General features: G+C 66.3%; 14 protein-coding genes. 11 read left to right on the plus strand and 3 right to left on the minus strand.

The genetic code is table 11. The annotated features are described in order from the left end of the window. Positions 1–8 precede the first annotated feature (8 nt). Positions 9–773 (minus strand): SDR family NAD(P)-dependent oxidoreductase, encoded by a 765-nt coding sequence (locus JAO74_RS01900; RefSeq protein ID WP_199034472.1) that lies wholly within the window; start codon positions 771–773, stop codon positions 9–11. A gap of 14 nt (positions 774–787) precedes the next feature. Next, positions 788–1606, minus strand: a complete 819-nt coding sequence (locus JAO74_RS01905) for an IclR family transcriptional regulator (protein ID WP_199034473.1) — start codon at positions 1604–1606, stop codon at positions 788–790. Between the two features lie 147 nt (positions 1607–1753). Between JAO74_RS01905 and rhmD the strand changes: the two genes are divergently transcribed. The 11 genes from rhmD to JAO74_RS01960 all read left to right on the plus strand — a co-directional run bounded on the left by rhmD (position 1754) and on the right by JAO74_RS01960 (position 12465). Next, entirely contained in the window at positions 1754–2938 is a 1185-nt protein-coding gene (rhmD, locus tag JAO74_RS01910) for an L-rhamnonate dehydratase (RefSeq protein WP_199034474.1), read from the plus strand. Positions 2939–3072: 134 nt separating this feature from the next. Continuing rightward, entirely contained in the window at positions 3073–3930 is an 858-nt protein-coding gene (locus tag JAO74_RS01915; protein WP_199034475.1) for a 2,4-didehydro-3-deoxy-L-rhamnonate hydrolase, read from the plus strand. Beyond that, positions 3927–4679, plus strand: a complete 753-nt coding sequence (locus JAO74_RS01920; protein ID WP_199034481.1) for an SDR family NAD(P)-dependent oxidoreductase — start codon at positions 3927–3929, stop codon at positions 4677–4679. Before JAO74_RS01915 ends, JAO74_RS01920 begins: the two co-directional genes overlap by 4 nt. A gap of 153 nt (positions 4680–4832) precedes the next feature. Then, positions 4833–5984, plus strand: coding sequence for an L-rhamnose/proton symporter RhaT (rhaT, locus tag JAO74_RS01925; RefSeq protein ID WP_199034483.1), 1152 nt, complete (start codon positions 4833–4835; stop codon positions 5982–5984). A gap of 3 nt (positions 5985–5987) precedes the next feature. Next, positions 5988–6896 carry an amidohydrolase family protein gene (locus JAO74_RS01930; RefSeq protein WP_199034485.1) on the plus strand — a complete coding sequence of 303 codons (909 nt, stop codon included), beginning with the start codon at positions 5988–5990 and terminating at the stop codon, positions 6894–6896. An 83-nt stretch (positions 6897–6979) separates the two neighbouring features. Continuing rightward, positions 6980–7963: an AraD1 family protein gene (gene araD1, locus JAO74_RS01935; protein WP_269845916.1), complete on the plus strand. Its 984-nt coding sequence runs from the start codon at positions 6980–6982 to the stop codon at positions 7961–7963. Beyond that, positions 7963–8886 carry a Gfo/Idh/MocA family protein gene (locus tag JAO74_RS01940; protein ID WP_416194266.1) on the plus strand — a complete coding sequence of 308 codons (924 nt, stop codon included), beginning with the start codon at positions 7963–7965 and terminating at the stop codon, positions 8884–8886. The genes araD1 and JAO74_RS01940 overlap by 1 nt, the downstream gene beginning before the upstream one ends. A gap of 56 nt (positions 8887–8942) precedes the next feature. Beyond that, positions 8943–9683: a FadR/GntR family transcriptional regulator gene (locus tag JAO74_RS01945; RefSeq protein ID WP_199034486.1), complete on the plus strand. Its 741-nt coding sequence runs from the start codon at positions 8943–8945 to the stop codon at positions 9681–9683. 78 nt (positions 9684–9761) lie between these two features. Continuing rightward, a complete protein-coding gene (locus JAO74_RS01950) occupies positions 9762–10577 on the plus strand; it encodes a DUF1206 domain-containing protein (RefSeq protein WP_199034488.1) in 816 nt (271 codons plus the stop codon). Between the two features lie 69 nt (positions 10578–10646). Next, a complete protein-coding gene (glsA, locus tag JAO74_RS01955; protein ID WP_199035144.1) occupies positions 10647–11570 on the plus strand; it encodes a glutaminase A in 924 nt (307 codons plus the stop codon). A 178-nt stretch (positions 11571–11748) separates the two neighbouring features. After that, positions 11749–12465, plus strand: a complete 717-nt coding sequence (locus JAO74_RS01960; protein WP_199034490.1) for an RBBP9/YdeN family alpha/beta hydrolase — start codon at positions 11749–11751, stop codon at positions 12463–12465. A gap of 425 nt (positions 12466–12890) precedes the next feature. Here the strand turns inward: JAO74_RS01960 and JAO74_RS01965 are convergent, their stop codons facing one another. After that, a complete protein-coding gene (locus tag JAO74_RS01965) occupies positions 12891–14681 on the minus strand; it encodes an IlvD/Edd family dehydratase (RefSeq protein ID WP_233150552.1) in 1791 nt (596 codons plus the stop codon). Positions 14682–14688 lie beyond the last annotated feature (7 nt).

The raw sequence follows: 14688 nt of genomic DNA on the forward strand, positions 1-14688 counted from the left end.
TCAAAGCCCTATTGGAGGTTTACGAACATGCCGCCATCGACCAGCAGTGCCGCACCGGTGACGTATTTGGCGAGATCGGAGGCGAGGAACACGATCGGCCCTTCCAGATCGTCGGGCTGCCCCAGCCGGCCGAGCGGAATGCGCTTTTCCATATAGTCGCGCTTCTCGACGTCGGCGAGATCGTCCTTGTTGATGTCGGTCAGGATCGTGCCCGGCAGCACCGAGTTGCAGCGGATGCCGTATTTACCCAGCGCGATCGCGGTCGACTGCATCAGCGAATGCACGCCCGCCTTGGTCGGGGTATAATGCGTCTGGTACTCGCCACCGACAAGGGCCGAGATCGACGACACCGCGACGATCGCGCCGCCGTGACCCTGCTTGACCATCTGGTTGGCCGCCGCCTGCACCATGAAATAGGCGCCGTGCATGTTGACGCGCATCGTCCGCTCGAACGTCTCGACCGGCATGTCGAGGAAGGCATGGAAGGGGCAGATGCCCGCATTGTTGACGAACACGTCCACCTTGCCAAACTTGTCGACGGCCTTCGCCACGAAGTCCTTCGCGGTGGCCGGATCGGCGACGTCGCCCTGCACGTACAGGCCGCGCTGGCCCAGCGCCTCGATCTCCGCGACGGCCGATGCCGCGCCGGCTTCGTCGCGCGAGAAGTTGATGACCACGTCGGCACCGTGGCGCGCCGCGCCGATCGCGGCGGCGCGGCCGATTCCGGCCGACGCACCCGTTACCAATACCGTCTTGCCTTCCAGTAACTTCACGAACGCTCTCCTGATTATCGCTTTTGCCTGGGTATCGGCGTCTCGTCGGTCCAGCCGAGATCGCGGCTGATCGCGGTCGCGGTGCCGCGCACGTCGTCGCTCAGCGTTCCCATCCGTTCGTCGGACATGTATTGCGCCGCGCTCGACACGCTGATCGCCGCGACGATCCGACCGGATGCATCGCGGATCGGCGCGGCGACGCAGCGTATCTGGTCCTGATTCTCTTCCAGATCGAACGCGCGGCCGGCACCGACATAGCCCTGCATCCGCTCCGCCCACAGACCGTAATCGGCCGCCGGTGCGCCCGCCGCCTGATCGCCCGCGAACAGCATTTCCCACCGCGTCGGCAGGTCGTCGAGCATCAGCGCCTTGCCCAGACCCGTCGCGGTCAGCGGCTGGCGATCGCCGATCCGGCTGGAAATCTCCACCCGCCGCCGGCCCGGAATCTTGTCGAGGTACAGCGCCCGGTCCTGGTCGAGGATGCCGAGATGCACCGTATCCTCGCTCAGCGTCGCCAGTTCCTCAATATGCGGTCGCGCGATCTGCACCACGTCCGCCTGCCGCTGCGCCAGGAAGCCCAGCTCCAGCAGCTTCGGTCCGAACTGGTATCCCAGCCGCGGCACGAACGTCAGGTATCGCCGGTCGATCAGGGCATTGGCCAGCCGATGCGTGGTGGACCGCGTCAGCCCCAACCGGGCGGCGAGATCGGCGAGCGCGATCGGCCCATCGACCACGGCGTCCAGCACGTCGAGCCCGCGCAGCAGCGTCTGGCTGCCGGGCGGGCTCTTGACCGTGCTGTCGGCCGATTCTGGATTTGACGGAGAGTTTTTCATTTCGTAATACGCCATTCCATAATGTGGAAGTTAAGCCGCTGCAAGCGGTAGGAGAGGGGCCTTGGACAGCAATCGTCATCCACTGCGATGCGACGACGTACCAAATGCTGGTACGCGCTGCCTATCTCTCATGTTCGGAGAAGACGCATGAGCCTGTCGAAGATCAAGCACGTCCGCGCGTTCGTCGTGCGCGGCGGCGGTGCCGATTATCACGATCAGGGCGAAGGCCACTGGATCGACGACCACATCGCCACGCCGATGAGCCGCTATCCCGAATATCGCCAGTCGCGGCAGAGCTTCGGCATCAACGTGCTCGGCACGCTGGTGGTGCAGATCGAAGCGGAGGACGGCACGACCGGCTTCGCGGTGACGACCGGCGGCGAGCCGGCGGCGTTCATCGTCGAGAAGCACCTCGCCCGCTTCCTCGAAGGACGCGATCCGGCGGAATATGAGAAGATCTGGGACCAGATGTACTTCTCGACCCAATATTACGGGCGCAAGGGTCTGGTCGTGAACGCGATCTCCGGCGTCGACCTGGCGCTGTGGGACCTGCTCGGCAAGCTGCGGCAGGAGCCGGTGTATCATCTGCTCGGCGGCGCGGTGCGTGACGAACTGCAATTCTATGCCACCGGCGCGCGGCCCGATATCGCGAAGGAACTGGGCTTCATCGGCGGCAAGCTGCCGCTGCACCACGGTCCGGCCGAGGGGCTGGAGGGGCTGCACAAGAACGTCGCGCTGCTGGCCGACATGCGGTCGAAGGTCGGCGACGATTTCTGGCTGATGTACGATTGCTGGATGGCGCTCGACGTCGACTACGCCACCCGCCTCGCCATCGCCTGCCACGAACATGGCCTGAAATGGATCGAGGAGGCGATCAGCCCCGACGATTACTGGGGCTATGCCGAACTGAAGCGCAACGTGCCCAAGGGGATGCTGGTGACCACCGGCGAGCATGAGGCGACCCGCTGGGGCTTCCGCATGTTGATGGAGATGGATTGCTGCGACATCATCCAGCCCGATGTGGGCTGGTGCGGCGGCGTGACCGAGTTGCTGAAGATCAGCGCGCTGGCCGATGCCAAGGGCAAGATGGTCGTGCCGCACGGATCGTCGGTCTACAGCTATCATTTCGTCATCACCCGCCACAACTCGCCCTTCGCCGAATTCCTGATGATGCATCCGGGACCGACCGAAGTGGTGCCGATGTTCAGCCCGCAGTTGCTGGGCGAGCCGGTGCCGCAGAACGGGCGGCTGAAGGCGTCGGCACTCGACAAGCCCGGGTTCGGCGTGGAACTGAACCCGGAAGTGGCACTGCACCGGCCGTACACGCACTAATTAAGCCCCTCCCGCTCGCGGGAGGGGTTTGGGGTGGGCCTGTCCCCGGGCAAAGAGTTTGCGGAACCGCCCACCCCCGACCCCTCCCGCAAGCGGGAGGGAAGAGATTGAACTCTTCCAAAGGACCTACCCCCATGAAACTCTGCCGTTATGGCCCCAAGGGCGCCGAGAAACCCGGTCTGGTCGATGCCGATGGCGCGATCCGCGACCTGTCGGGCAAGGTCGACGACATCACCGTCGCCAGCCTCACGACCCTAGCCGGCGTCGATGCCGCCAGCCTGCCCGTGGTGGAGGGCAGCCCGCGTTACGGCGTGCCCGTCGCCGGCATCGGCAAGATCGTCGCGATCGGCCTCAACTACCGCGACCATGCGATCGAATCGAACCTGCCGATCCCGACCGAACCGATGATGTTCATGAAGGCGCTATCCAGCCTGACCGGCCCGAACGATCAGGTCGTGCTGCCGAAGAACTCCACCCACGGCGACTGGGAAGTCGAGCTGGGCGTCATCATCGGCAAGACCTGCCGCTATGTCGACAAGGCCGAGGCGATGGATCACGTCGCCGGTTACGTGCTGGCGAACGACGTGTCGGAGCGCTTCAACCAGAAGCAGCGCGGCACCCAGTGGTCGAAGGGCAAGGGCCACGACACCTTCTGCCCCGTCGGCCCATGGCTGGTGACGCCGGACGAGGTGGGTAATCCGCAGGATCTCGCCATGTCGCTCGACGTGAACGGCGACCGGATGCAGACCGGCAACACGAAGACGATGATCTTCGCGATCGACGAGCTGATTTCCTACGTCAGCGAATATGTCACGCTGGAGCCGGGCGACCTGCTCATCACCGGCACGCCGCCGGGCGTGGGCGAGGGCAAGAAGCCCGAGGCGATCTTCCTGAAGGCGGGCGACACGATGACGCTGTCGATCGACAAGCTCGGCACGCAGACGCAGAACGTCGTCGCCTGGGCGCACCCGCGCACCGGCACCGCCGCATGACGACCTTTCCGGGCCGCTTCGACGGCCGCACCGCGATCGTCACCGGCGGCGCGTCCGGTCTCGGCAAGGCGGTGGCGAAGCGCATCGTCGCCGAGGGTGGCAAGGTGTGCCTCTGGGACCTGAACCCCGACGCGCTCGCCGCCGCGCGCGGCGATGTCGGCGCGACTCACACCGTCGCGATCGATGTGTCCGACCATGCCGCCGTCGCCAACGCCGCGCAGGAATCGAACGCGGCGCTCGGCGGCCGGATCGACGTGCTGGTCTGTTCGGCGGGCATCACCGGCGCGACCGTGCCGGTGCATGAATTCCCGATCGACAGCTGGCTGCGCGTCGTCGACATCAATCTGAACGGCCTGTTCTATTGCAACCGGTCGGTCGTGCCGTTGATGCTGGCGAACGGCTATGGCCGGATCGTCAACGTGGCATCGGTGGCGGGCAAGGAGGGCAACCCCAACGCCTCGGCCTATTCCGCGTCCAAGGCCGGCGTGATCGGCTTCACCAAGTCGCTGGGCAAGGAGCTGGCCGGCAAGGGTATCATCGCCAACACGCTGACCCCCGCGACCTTCGAAAGCCCGATCCTGGAGCAACTGCCCAAGAGCCAGGTCGATTACATGCGATCGAAGATTCCCATGGGTCGCTTGGGTGAGATCGACGAATCGGCGGCGATGGTGTGCTTCATGGCGAGCGAGGAATGCAGTTTCACGACCGCCTCGACGTTCGACACATCCGGCGGCCGCACGACGTTCTGACCACCTTTCGTTCGTCCTGAGTAGGGGCTGAGTGAAGTCGAAGACCCGTATCGAACGACATTGCCCTAGGCGGGCCAGTCCTTCGATATGTCGCTTCGACAGGCTCAGCGACTACTCAGGACGAACGGTTCTTTTCATTTCGACGGAGCAACCATGGGCAATCCCCTGATCGGCGTCGCGTTCCACTGGCTGGGCGGCCTTGCCTCCGCCAGTTTCTACGTCCCCTACCGGGGCGTGAAGCGCTGGTCGTGGGAGGTGTATTGGCTCACCGGCGGCATTTTCTCTTGGCTGCTCGCGCCGTGGTTCTTCGCCAGCATCCAGACCAACGACCTGCTCGGCGTGCTGGCCGCGACGCCGTCGCCCAACATCTGGTGGCCGGTGTTCTTCGGCGTCCTCTGGGGCTTTGGCGGCCTCGGCTATGGCCTGACGATGCGCTATCTCGGCCTGTCGCTCGGCATGGCGGTGGTGCTGGGGTTGTGTACGGTGTTCGGCACGCTGGTGCCGCCACTGTTCCTCGGCGATTTCCATGAAAAGCTGCTCGCCACCGCATCGGGCAACATCATCCTTGCCGGCATCCTGCTGACGCTGGTCGGCATCATCGTCGTCGCCATGGCTGGCGCCCGCAAGGATGCCGCGCTGTCCGAAGAAGAGAAGGCTGCCGCCGTCGCCGAGTTCGATTTCAAAAAGGGCATCGTCGTCGCGATCTTCGCCGGCATCATGTCGGCCTGTTTCGCCTTTGGCCTCGCCGCCGGTGAACCGATCAAGGCCCTGTCCGCCGCCGCCGGCACCGGACCGCTCTGGACCGGGCTGCCGGTATTGTGTCTCGTCATGTTCGGCGGCCTCATCACCAACGCGCTGTGGTGCGGATACCTTGTCGTGAAAAACCGCAGCGCCGGGCAGTGGGTCGGTCGGGGGCTGGGCAGGGGCGTCGCCAGCGATCCCGCCGCACAGACTGTTTCGCCCGATCACGGTGCCACGTTCGAACCCGCTGCCACCGCCGCCGGATCGACCGCCCCCGCCAGGGCGCCGATGCTGCGCAACTACCTGCTCTGCGCGGTCGCCGGCATCGCGTGGTATTTCCAGTTCTTCTTCTACACGATGGGCGAGAGCCAGATGGGTCGCTACGGCTTCTCGTCATGGACGTTGCACATGGCGTCGATCATCATCTTCGGCACATTGTGGGGCTTCGCCTTTCGCGAGTGGAAGGATGCCGCCCCCCGCGTCCGGGGCATGGTGTGGAGCGGTGTCGCCATCCTCGTCCTCGCCACCATCGTCATCGGTTACGGCAATTATCGCGGAGCCTGATCCATGCGCGACGTTCCTTTCATCGATGCCCACGTCCATCTCTGGGACCTCGACCATCTCCGCTACCCATGGCTGACGCCGCCCTTCGCCGACGACGGCCCCAATGGCAGCGTCGAGCCGATCGCCCACACCTACCGCCCCGCCGACTATCGCGCCGAGGCAGCCGGCTGGGCCGTCGCCGGCATCGTCCATATCGATGCCGGCGCGCATGGCGACGATGCGCTGGCTGAAACCGAATGGCTCGAAGCACAGGCGAACGACAGCAACCTGCCGATGGGCATCGTCGCCTTCGCCGCGCTCGACGATCCGGACGTCGAGCGATTGCTTGCCGCCCATGCTGCGCATGGCCGGGTTCGCGGCATCCGCCACATCGTCAACTGGCACGCCACCCCGCGCCGCACCTATACGCCGCGCGACCTGACGACCGATCCCGCCTGGGAACGCGGCTTCGCGCTGCTCGCCAAATACGGCCTGTCCTTCGATCTTCAGGCCTATCCCGCACAGTTTCCCGCGCTCGCCACGCTGCTGGCCCGCCATCCGGGTACGCCGGTGATCGTCAATCATCTCGGCATGCCCGTTCCCGACGACACCGATGGCCGGGCTGAGTGGCGCGCCGGCATGGCCGCGCTCGCCGCCCTGCCGCAGGTAGCGATGAAGATTTCCGGCTTCGGCTTCGTCCAGCGACCATGGACCGCGGACGATGCGCGACCGTGGATCACCGAGACGGTCGACCTGTTCGGCCCCGACCGCTGCCTCGTCGCCAGCGATTTCCCCACCGACCGCCTGTTCGGCGATTTCGACGATACGCTGGGCGCCTATGCGACGGTCATCGCAAGCTATTCCGATGACGAGCGCCGCGCGATGTGGGGCCGCAACGCCGACCGCATCTACCAGATGGGCCTTGATATCTGACGAGGCGCTTGCCGCCCGCGCATCCACCCGCTATCGACTTGTCTGAGTAATGGACCGCAGGTCCGATCAGGAGAGGATGGCCGATGCGCCTGTCGTTGCTGCAATTCCGCGATGCGTCCGGTAACCGCGGTGTTGCCGCGCTGGGTGAGGACCGCGTTCCCCGCCGCGTGACCGGCGCCACCAGCGTCCGCGCGCTGGCGCAGGGGGCGATCGATGCCGGCCACGATCTCGCCGCCGCCGTCGCTGCCGCCGGTCTTGGCGATGTGGTCGATCTCGATCAGGTAACCCTGCTCGCGCCGATCGACCATGACGATCCCGCGCATTGCATCCTGACCGGCACCGGCCTGACCCATCTTGGTTCCGCCGAGGGTCGCGATCAGATGCACCGCGCCGCCAAGGCCGACGCGGCTCCCACCGATTCGATGAAGATGTTCCTGATGGGGGTGGAGGGCGGCAAGCCCGCCGCCGGCACCGAGGGCGCGCAGCCCGAATGGTTCTACAAGGGCAACGGCCTGTCGCTGGTCGCCCCCGGCCAGCCGCTCGTCTCCCCCGCCTTCGCCAAGGATGCAGGCGAGGAGCCGGAGATCGCTGGCGTGTATCTCGTCGCCTCCGACGGCACGCCCGTCCGCATCGGCTTCGCCCTCGCCAACGAATTCTCCGACCATGTGACGGAGCGCGGCAACTACCTCTGGCTCGCCCATTCGAAACTGCGCCCCGCTGCGATCGGCCCCGAACTGCTCGTGGGCGAATTACCGCAGGAAGTGATCGGCACCAGCCGCATCATCCGTGACGGCGCGACGCTGTGGGAAAAGCCGTTCCTGTCGGGCGAGGCGAACATGTCGCATAGCCTGGCCAATCTCGAACACCATCATTTCAAATACGCGCTGTTTCGCGCCCCCGGCGACGTTCACGTCCATTTCTTCGGCACCGCCACCCTGTCGTTCAGCGACGGCGTGACGACGCAGGAAGGCGACGTGTTCGAGATAGAAGCCGCGCCCTTCGCGCTGCCGTTGCGCAACACCGTCGCCACCGATACGCACAGCCCAGTCGCGGTGAGGGCGCTCTGATGACGATCCGTCTCGGCCTCGTCGGCGTCGGCAAGATCGCGCACGACCAGCACATCCCCACCATCGCCGCCTCGCCCGATTTCGAACTGGTCGCCACCGCCAGCCGTCACGGCAGCGTCGAGGGCACGCCCTCCTATTCCTCGATCGAGGAGATGCTCGACGGTCCCGAGACGATCGACGCGATCACCCTCTGCCAGCCACCGCATGTGCGCTACGACGCCGCCCGCCTCGCCATCGCCAGCGGCAAGCACGTCTTCCTCGAAAAGCCCCCCGGCATGACGCTGGGTGAGGTTGCCGCACTCGCCGAACAGGCGGAGACGGCCGGTGTGTCACTCTTCGCCAGCTGGCATTCGCGTTACGGCGCCGCGATCGACGACACCCGCGCGTGGCTCGCCGGCACCACGATCCATTCGGTCAAGGCCATCTGGAAGGAGGACGTCCGCGTCTGGCATCCGGGGCAGGAATGGCTGTGGGAGGCGGGCGCGCTTGGCGTGTTCGATCCTGGCATCAACGCGCTGTCGGTGCTGACCGCGATCCTGCCGCGCCGTTTCTTCCTGACCGATGCGACGCTGGAGTTCCCCGAGAACCGCGCCGCGCCGATCGCCGCCGACCTGACCTATGTCGATACCGCCGGCGTCCCCGTCGCCGCCGAGTTCGATTTCCGCCAGCCGGGCCCCCATACCTGGGAGGTCCATGCCGAAACCGCCGCCGGCACGATGCTGCTGGCCAAGGGCGGTAACGAATTGTGGATCGACGGCGTGCTGAAGACCACCGCGCCGGAGGCCGAGTATCGCGGCCTGTACGACCAGTTCGCCAGACTGATCGCCGCTGGCAAATCGGATGCCGACACCACCCCGCTGGCGCACGTCACCGACGCGTTCCTGCGCGGCGTCCGCGTGCCGGTGGAGCCGTTCCATTACTGATCGGTCGACACCTGCGGACCCCGCGCCCATGGTCGCGGGCTGACAGGAGAAATGCGGTGAGCCGCCAGCGATCGACGCCGGAAACATCGCCGCTGGGGACCAGTGCACCGCGCCGCATCCATGGCAACATCGCGCACGATCTGGGCGTCGCGATCGTCACCGGCCATCATCAGCCGGGCGAGATCCTGCCCGGCGAGATCGAGTTCAGCCACCGCCTCGACGTATCGCGCAGCGCGTATCGCGAGGCGGTGCGTATCCTCGCCGCCAAAGGGCTGGTCGAAAGCCGGCCCAAGACGGGCACCCGCGTCAGCGACCGCCGGCGCTGGAACATGCTCGATCCCGACGTCCTCGCCTGGATGTTCGAGAGCGAGCCCGATGAGGTCTTCATCCGCAGCCTGTTCGAACTGCGCATGATGATCGAACCCGCCGCCGCCGCCTTCGCTGCGGAACGGCGCACCGCCGACGAACTGTCCCGCATGGGGGCGGCGCTGCACGACATGGCGCATCACGGCCTCGCATCCCCCGCCGGCCGCACTGCCGACCAATTGTTCCACAATCTGGTGCTGGAGGCGACGCGCAACGAGCCGTTGACGACATTGTCGACCACCATCGCCGCGGCGGTCGGCTGGACGACGATCTTCAAACAGCGCCGCACCCTGCCGCCGCGCGATCCGATGCCCGAACATTTCGCGCTGTACGATGCGATCGCGGCGGGTGACGGCGACCTGGCACGCGTCCGCATGACCGAGCTGGTGGCGCTGGCCCTGCGCGACACCGAACAGGCGGTCGCGGCCTGATCGCCGACGACAGGAACACGGGCGACTAAGGATTGTTGAGTCTGCGCAACATTTACCACCGCCGGGGCTGCACCAACCATGTTTACCGACCGCAATGCGACATGGCTGGCCCGATTGGGCTTCGCCGCGCGGGGCCTCGTCTATCTACTCGTCGGCTGGTTCGCGATCGACGCGGCGCTGCGCGATGGCCAGACGGCGGACAATCAGGGCGCGATCGCTTCGCTCGCCGACGAGCAGTTCGGCCATATCCTGCTGGCGGTCATCGCCGCCGGGATGCTTGGCTATGCGGTCTGGCGCCTGACCGAGGGATTGGCCAATCCCGAACGGATCGCTCGTGACGCGAAGGGTAATTTCAAGCGGCTCGGCCACCTGGTCAGCGGCATCGCCCACGTCATCCTCGCCTGGACCGCCGCCCGCATCGCGCTGGATATCGGCAAGACCACCGGCGGCACGTCCCCCGGCGACGAGAGCGCGCGCGACTGGACCGCATGGCTGCTCGCGCAACCGTTCGGCCAGATCCTCGTCGGCATCGTTGCGGTCGGCCTGATCGTCGCGGCCGGGCAACAGGCGCACAAGGCATGGACCGGCGGTTTCGCCGTCGACCTGCGCAGCGATACGCCGACGCCGGGCTATGTCTGCACCATCGGCCGGCTCGGTTATGGCGCACGGGCGCTGGTGTTCGTGATCCTCGCCGGCTTCTTCACGCTCGCCGCGTGGCAGGCACAGGCGAGCGAGGCCGGCGGCATGGCGGCGGCGCTCGGCATGTTGCAGGGCCAGCCCGGCGGCCAATGGCTCCTCGCTGCCACCGGCATCGGCCTCGGCCTGTTCGGCATCTACAGCTTCGTCGAGGCCCGATACCGCCGCATCCATGTCGATCTGCCGGGGTGTGACTGACCGAACCACGGACCCTCGCCGTTCCTCATGGGTTGAGCGGCTCCCCACCATGAAGGAGCCGGCGTGTCGATCGACCTGCAACATATCGTCGATGAGGTCGCCACCGCGATCGTCGCCGAGGCCGCCACGATAGAGGCCAGCGCCGACGCCAAGGAGGAGGGCGTCGCCCCCGGTCCGTTCGGCATCGCCGTCGCCACCACCGATGGCCGCGTGTTTACCGCCGGCGACATCGCCACCGGCTTCCCGATCCAAAGCATATCGAAGGTCTTCGCGCTGGAACTGGCGCTGTCGGCGATCGGCGACGATGTGTTCCACCGCGTCGGTCGCGAACCGTCCGGCGATCCGTTCAATTCGATGATCGATCTCGAACGCAACAAGGGCGTGCCGCGCAATCCGTTCATCAACGCCGGCGCGCTCGTGGTCGTTGACATGCTCGTCGAACAATTCCCCGACGACCGGGCGGAGGGCGCGGTCCTGCGGCTGGTGCAGCGCGCGATCGGCGGCGGCGAGACGATCGGCCTCGACGACGACGTCCTCGCTTCCGGGGAAGAGGCCGGCGACCTGAACCGCGCGATGATGTATTTCGCCAAGGCGCACGGTAATCTCCATGCGCCCGTCGACGACGTGATGACCGCCTATGTGCGGCAATGCGCGATCACCCTGAATTGCCGGCAACTGGCGCTGGCCGGACGATTCCTTGCCGATACCGCGCATCATCCGGACGATCCCGACGCCGATCGCACCGCCCGGCGGATGCGCCGGCTGCTGGCACTGATGACGACATGCGGTCATTATGACGGCTCCGGCGACTTCGCCTACCGCGTCGGCCTGCCCGCCAAGAGCGGCGTCGGCGGCGGCATCATCGCGGTGGCGCCGGGGATCGCCTCGATCGCGACATGGTCGCCCAATCTCGACCAGCACGGCAATTCGATCCTGGGCGTGCACGCGCTGGAGATGCTGTGCGACCGCACCGGCTGGTCGGCCTTCGCATAGGGCAGGGGTGCGTAGGGCAGGGGCGCCTCGCGCGCCGGGAACCATCGCGACGGCCGTTCGCTTCACCGCAGTCTCTATTGTCCACTAATGTGGTGGGGTATAGATAGAGATCGGGAAGATGGTCGGCCGCTTCCGGTGGCAAGAAACCAGTCTCCTGGCGACTCGAAGGAGAAGCGTGATGGGTTCATTCGCCGCGTATGACGCCGTTCGACCTACGATCCTGACCGTGCCGGGTCTGGGCGGCTCCGGGCCTTCGCACTGGCAGACCCTGTGGGAACAATCGGTGCCGGGCGTCCACCGCGCCGATCTGGGCATGTGGAACACGCCCCACCGCAACAGCTGGGTGACGAAGCTGGACGAGGCGATCCGCCATGCCGAGGCACCGGTGATCCTCGTCGCGCACAGTCTCGGCTGTCTGGCGGTAGCGTGGTGGGCGCAACTCAGCCCGCAACCCTATGGCTGGCCCGTCGCCGGCGCGCTGCTGGTCGCGCCCGCCGATACCGACCGGTCCGATGCCTGTCCCGAGCTGAAAGCGTTCGCACCCAGCCCGCGCATCCCCTTGCCGTTTCCGTCGATGGTCGTCGCCAGCACCGATGACCCGTGGATCACGATCGACCGCGCCCACAGTCTGGCGGCCGAGTGGGGCAGTCATTTCGTCGATGTCGGCGATACCGGCCACATCAATGCCGCCAGCGGCATCGGTCGCTGGCCCGAAGGGCTCGACCTGCTCGACCGCGTGATTGCCGCCGCCGGGCAGGACGGCCGGCCCACGCTCAGCCCCGGCGACGCCCGCGCCCTGCTGACCCGCAGCCGCGACCTTGATCCGCCGCCGGTGTTCGGCGACCGGCCGGTCAACTCACCGGTGATCGCCCGGACGCAGAGGGGATTGCATTAGAGTATGAATACCTCGGTTTGACCCGTCATTGCGAGCGAAGCGAAGCAACCCAAGGCGGCACGTAACGCCCTGGGTTGCTTCGCTTCGCTCGCAATGACGGACGGATGAGTTTTTGGTCACCCGAGATTCGGGTCGGATCAACGTTCAATTGCGCCAGGATGCGAAGAAAGAGAGTGTTCGCGCGGAGGCGCAAAGAACGCGGAGGTGTTTCATGCGCGGCAGCGCGTCATCCCTGCTTCGGTCGTGATAGACAGGCCGCTGTCGCGGCAGGTCCATCACCTCTGCGTCCTCCGCGCCTCCGCGCGAACAAACTACTATTTCTGGAATCTTCGCGGCTTCGCGTGAATCAAAACGAGAAATGTCGATACGCCCAACCAATCGACAACCGGCCCGAAACGGAAAATCGCCCCGAACCGGCCACCTCATCAATGGTTATCCCGCGGCAACCCCCGCGTCTGCGCGATCCGCTGGTATTTCTCCGCACCCTCGACGATCGCACCGGTATTCATCTGGCCGACATGGCTGCGGCTGATCTCCTGCCACGGCGTCTGCGAGGCGGGATAGGCATAGCCACCCGCCGCCTGCAACGCCGCCCGCCGCGCCTCGATCTCCTCCGGCGCGATCAACGCGTCGACCGTGCCCTTGCCCAGATCGACACGCACGCGGTCACCGGTGCGCAGCAACGCCAGGCTGCCGCCCGCCGCCGCTTCCGGGCTGGCGTTCAGGATCGACGGCGACCCCGACGTGCCCGACTGGCGACCATCGCCGATGCAGGGCAGGGCGTGGACGCCCTCGGTAATCAGATAGGCCGGCGGCCGCATGTTCACGACCTCGGCCGCACCCGGATAGCCGATGGGGCCGGCGCCGCGCATGAACAACAGCGTCTCGGGCGTGATGCCGACCGAGGGATCGTCGATGCGGTGGTGATAATCCTCCGGCCCGTCGAACACGACCGCTGGCCCCTCGAACGCCTCGGGATCGTCGGGGTTCGACAGATAACGTTCGCGGAACTCCGGCCCGATCACGCTGGTCTTCATCACTGCCGCGTCGAACAGATTGCCCGACAGCACGATGAAGCCCGCATCTTCCTTCAGCGGCTCGGCAAACGGACGGATGACCTTCTCGTCCTCGATCGCCACGCCGCGGCAATTGTCGCCCATCGTCCGGCCGTTCACAGTCAGCGCGTCCTCGGCGATCAGGCCCTGGCCCATCAACTGGTTCACCACCGCCGGCACGCCGCCCGCGCGGTAATAATCCTCGCCCAGATATTCGCCCGCCGGTTGCAGGTTGACGAGCAACGGCACCTTGTGCCCCTCCGTCTCCCAGTCCTTCAGCGGCAGCTCGACGCCGATATGGCGCGCGATGGCGGCCAGATGGATCGGCGCGTTGGTCGATCCGCCGATCGCGGAATTGACCTTGATCGCGTTGTGAAACGCCGGTTTCGTCAGGATGTCTGAAGGCTTGATATCCTCCGCGACCATCTCGACGATGCGCTTGCCCGTCCGCCATGCCACTTCCTGCCGGTCGCGATAGGGCGCCGGGATCGCGGCCGAGCCGGGCAGCGACATGCCGAGCGCCTCGCACAGCGAGTTCATCGTCGTGGCGGTGCCCATCGTGTTGCAGTAACCGGTCGATGGCGCCGACGACGCGACCAGCCGGATGAACTCCGCATCGTCGATCTCGCCCGCCGCCAGCAACTGACGCGCCTTCCACACGATCGTCCCCGACCCGGTGCGCTCGCCCTTGTGCCAGCCGTTCAGCATCGGCCCGACCGACAGCGCGATCGCCGGGATGTTCACCGTCGCCGCCGCCATCAGGCACGCCGGCGTCGTCTTGTCGCACCCGATCGTCAGCACCACGCCGTCCAGCGGATAGCCGTACAGCACCTCGACCAGCGCCAGATAGGCGAGATTCCGGTCGAGGCCAGCGGTCGGCCGCTTGCCCGTCTCCTGAATGGGATGGACCGGGAATTCCAGCGGGATGCCGCCCATCTCACGGATACCGTCGCGCACCCGCTCCGCCAGCACCAGATGGTGGCGGTTGCAGGGGGAAAGGTCGCTGCCGGTCTGCGCGATGCCGATGATCGGCTTGCCCGACTGCAATTCCTCCAGCGACAGGCCGAAGTTCAGGTAGCGCTCCAGATACAGCGCCGTCATGTCGATATTGTCGGGATTGTCGAACCAGGCGCGGCTGCGCAGCTTCGGGCGGTCGGTCATGGTGATG

This window comes from Sphingomonas mollis (assembly GCF_016427505.1).
In the GTDB taxonomy this organism is placed as follows: domain Bacteria; phylum Pseudomonadota; class Alphaproteobacteria; order Sphingomonadales; family Sphingomonadaceae; genus Sphingomonas; species Sphingomonas mollis.

Excerpts from the sequence above, each read along its gene's own strand:
- JAO74_RS01905 (WP_199034473.1), bottom strand. The coding sequence starts at position 1,606 with ATGAAAAACTCTCCGTCAAATCCAGAATCGGCCGACAGCACGGTCAAG.
- rhmD (WP_199034474.1), top strand. The coding sequence starts at position 1,754 with ATGAGCCTGTCGAAGATCAAGCACGTCCGCGCGTTCGTCGTGCGCGGC.
- JAO74_RS01915 (WP_199034475.1), top strand. The coding sequence starts at position 3,073 with ATGAAACTCTGCCGTTATGGCCCCAAGGGCGCCGAGAAACCCGGTCTG.
- JAO74_RS01920 (WP_199034481.1), top strand. The coding sequence starts at position 3,927 with ATGACGACCTTTCCGGGCCGCTTCGACGGCCGCACCGCGATCGTCACC.
- rhaT (WP_199034483.1), top strand. The coding sequence starts at position 4,833 with ATGGGCAATCCCCTGATCGGCGTCGCGTTCCACTGGCTGGGCGGCCTT.
- JAO74_RS01930 (WP_199034485.1), top strand. The coding sequence starts at position 5,988 with ATGCGCGACGTTCCTTTCATCGATGCCCACGTCCATCTCTGGGACCTC.
- araD1 (WP_269845916.1), top strand. The coding sequence starts at position 6,980 with ATGCGCCTGTCGTTGCTGCAATTCCGCGATGCGTCCGGTAACCGCGGT.
- JAO74_RS01940 (WP_416194266.1), top strand. The coding sequence starts at position 7,963 with ATGACGATCCGTCTCGGCCTCGTCGGCGTCGGCAAGATCGCGCACGAC.
- JAO74_RS01950 (WP_199034488.1), top strand. The coding sequence starts at position 9,762 with ATGTTTACCGACCGCAATGCGACATGGCTGGCCCGATTGGGCTTCGCC.
- JAO74_RS01960 (WP_199034490.1), top strand. The coding sequence starts at position 11,749 with ATGGGTTCATTCGCCGCGTATGACGCCGTTCGACCTACGATCCTGACC.
- JAO74_RS01965 (WP_233150552.1), bottom strand. The coding sequence starts at position 14,681 with ATGACCGACCGCCCGAAGCTGCGCAGCCGCGCCTGGTTCGACAATCCC.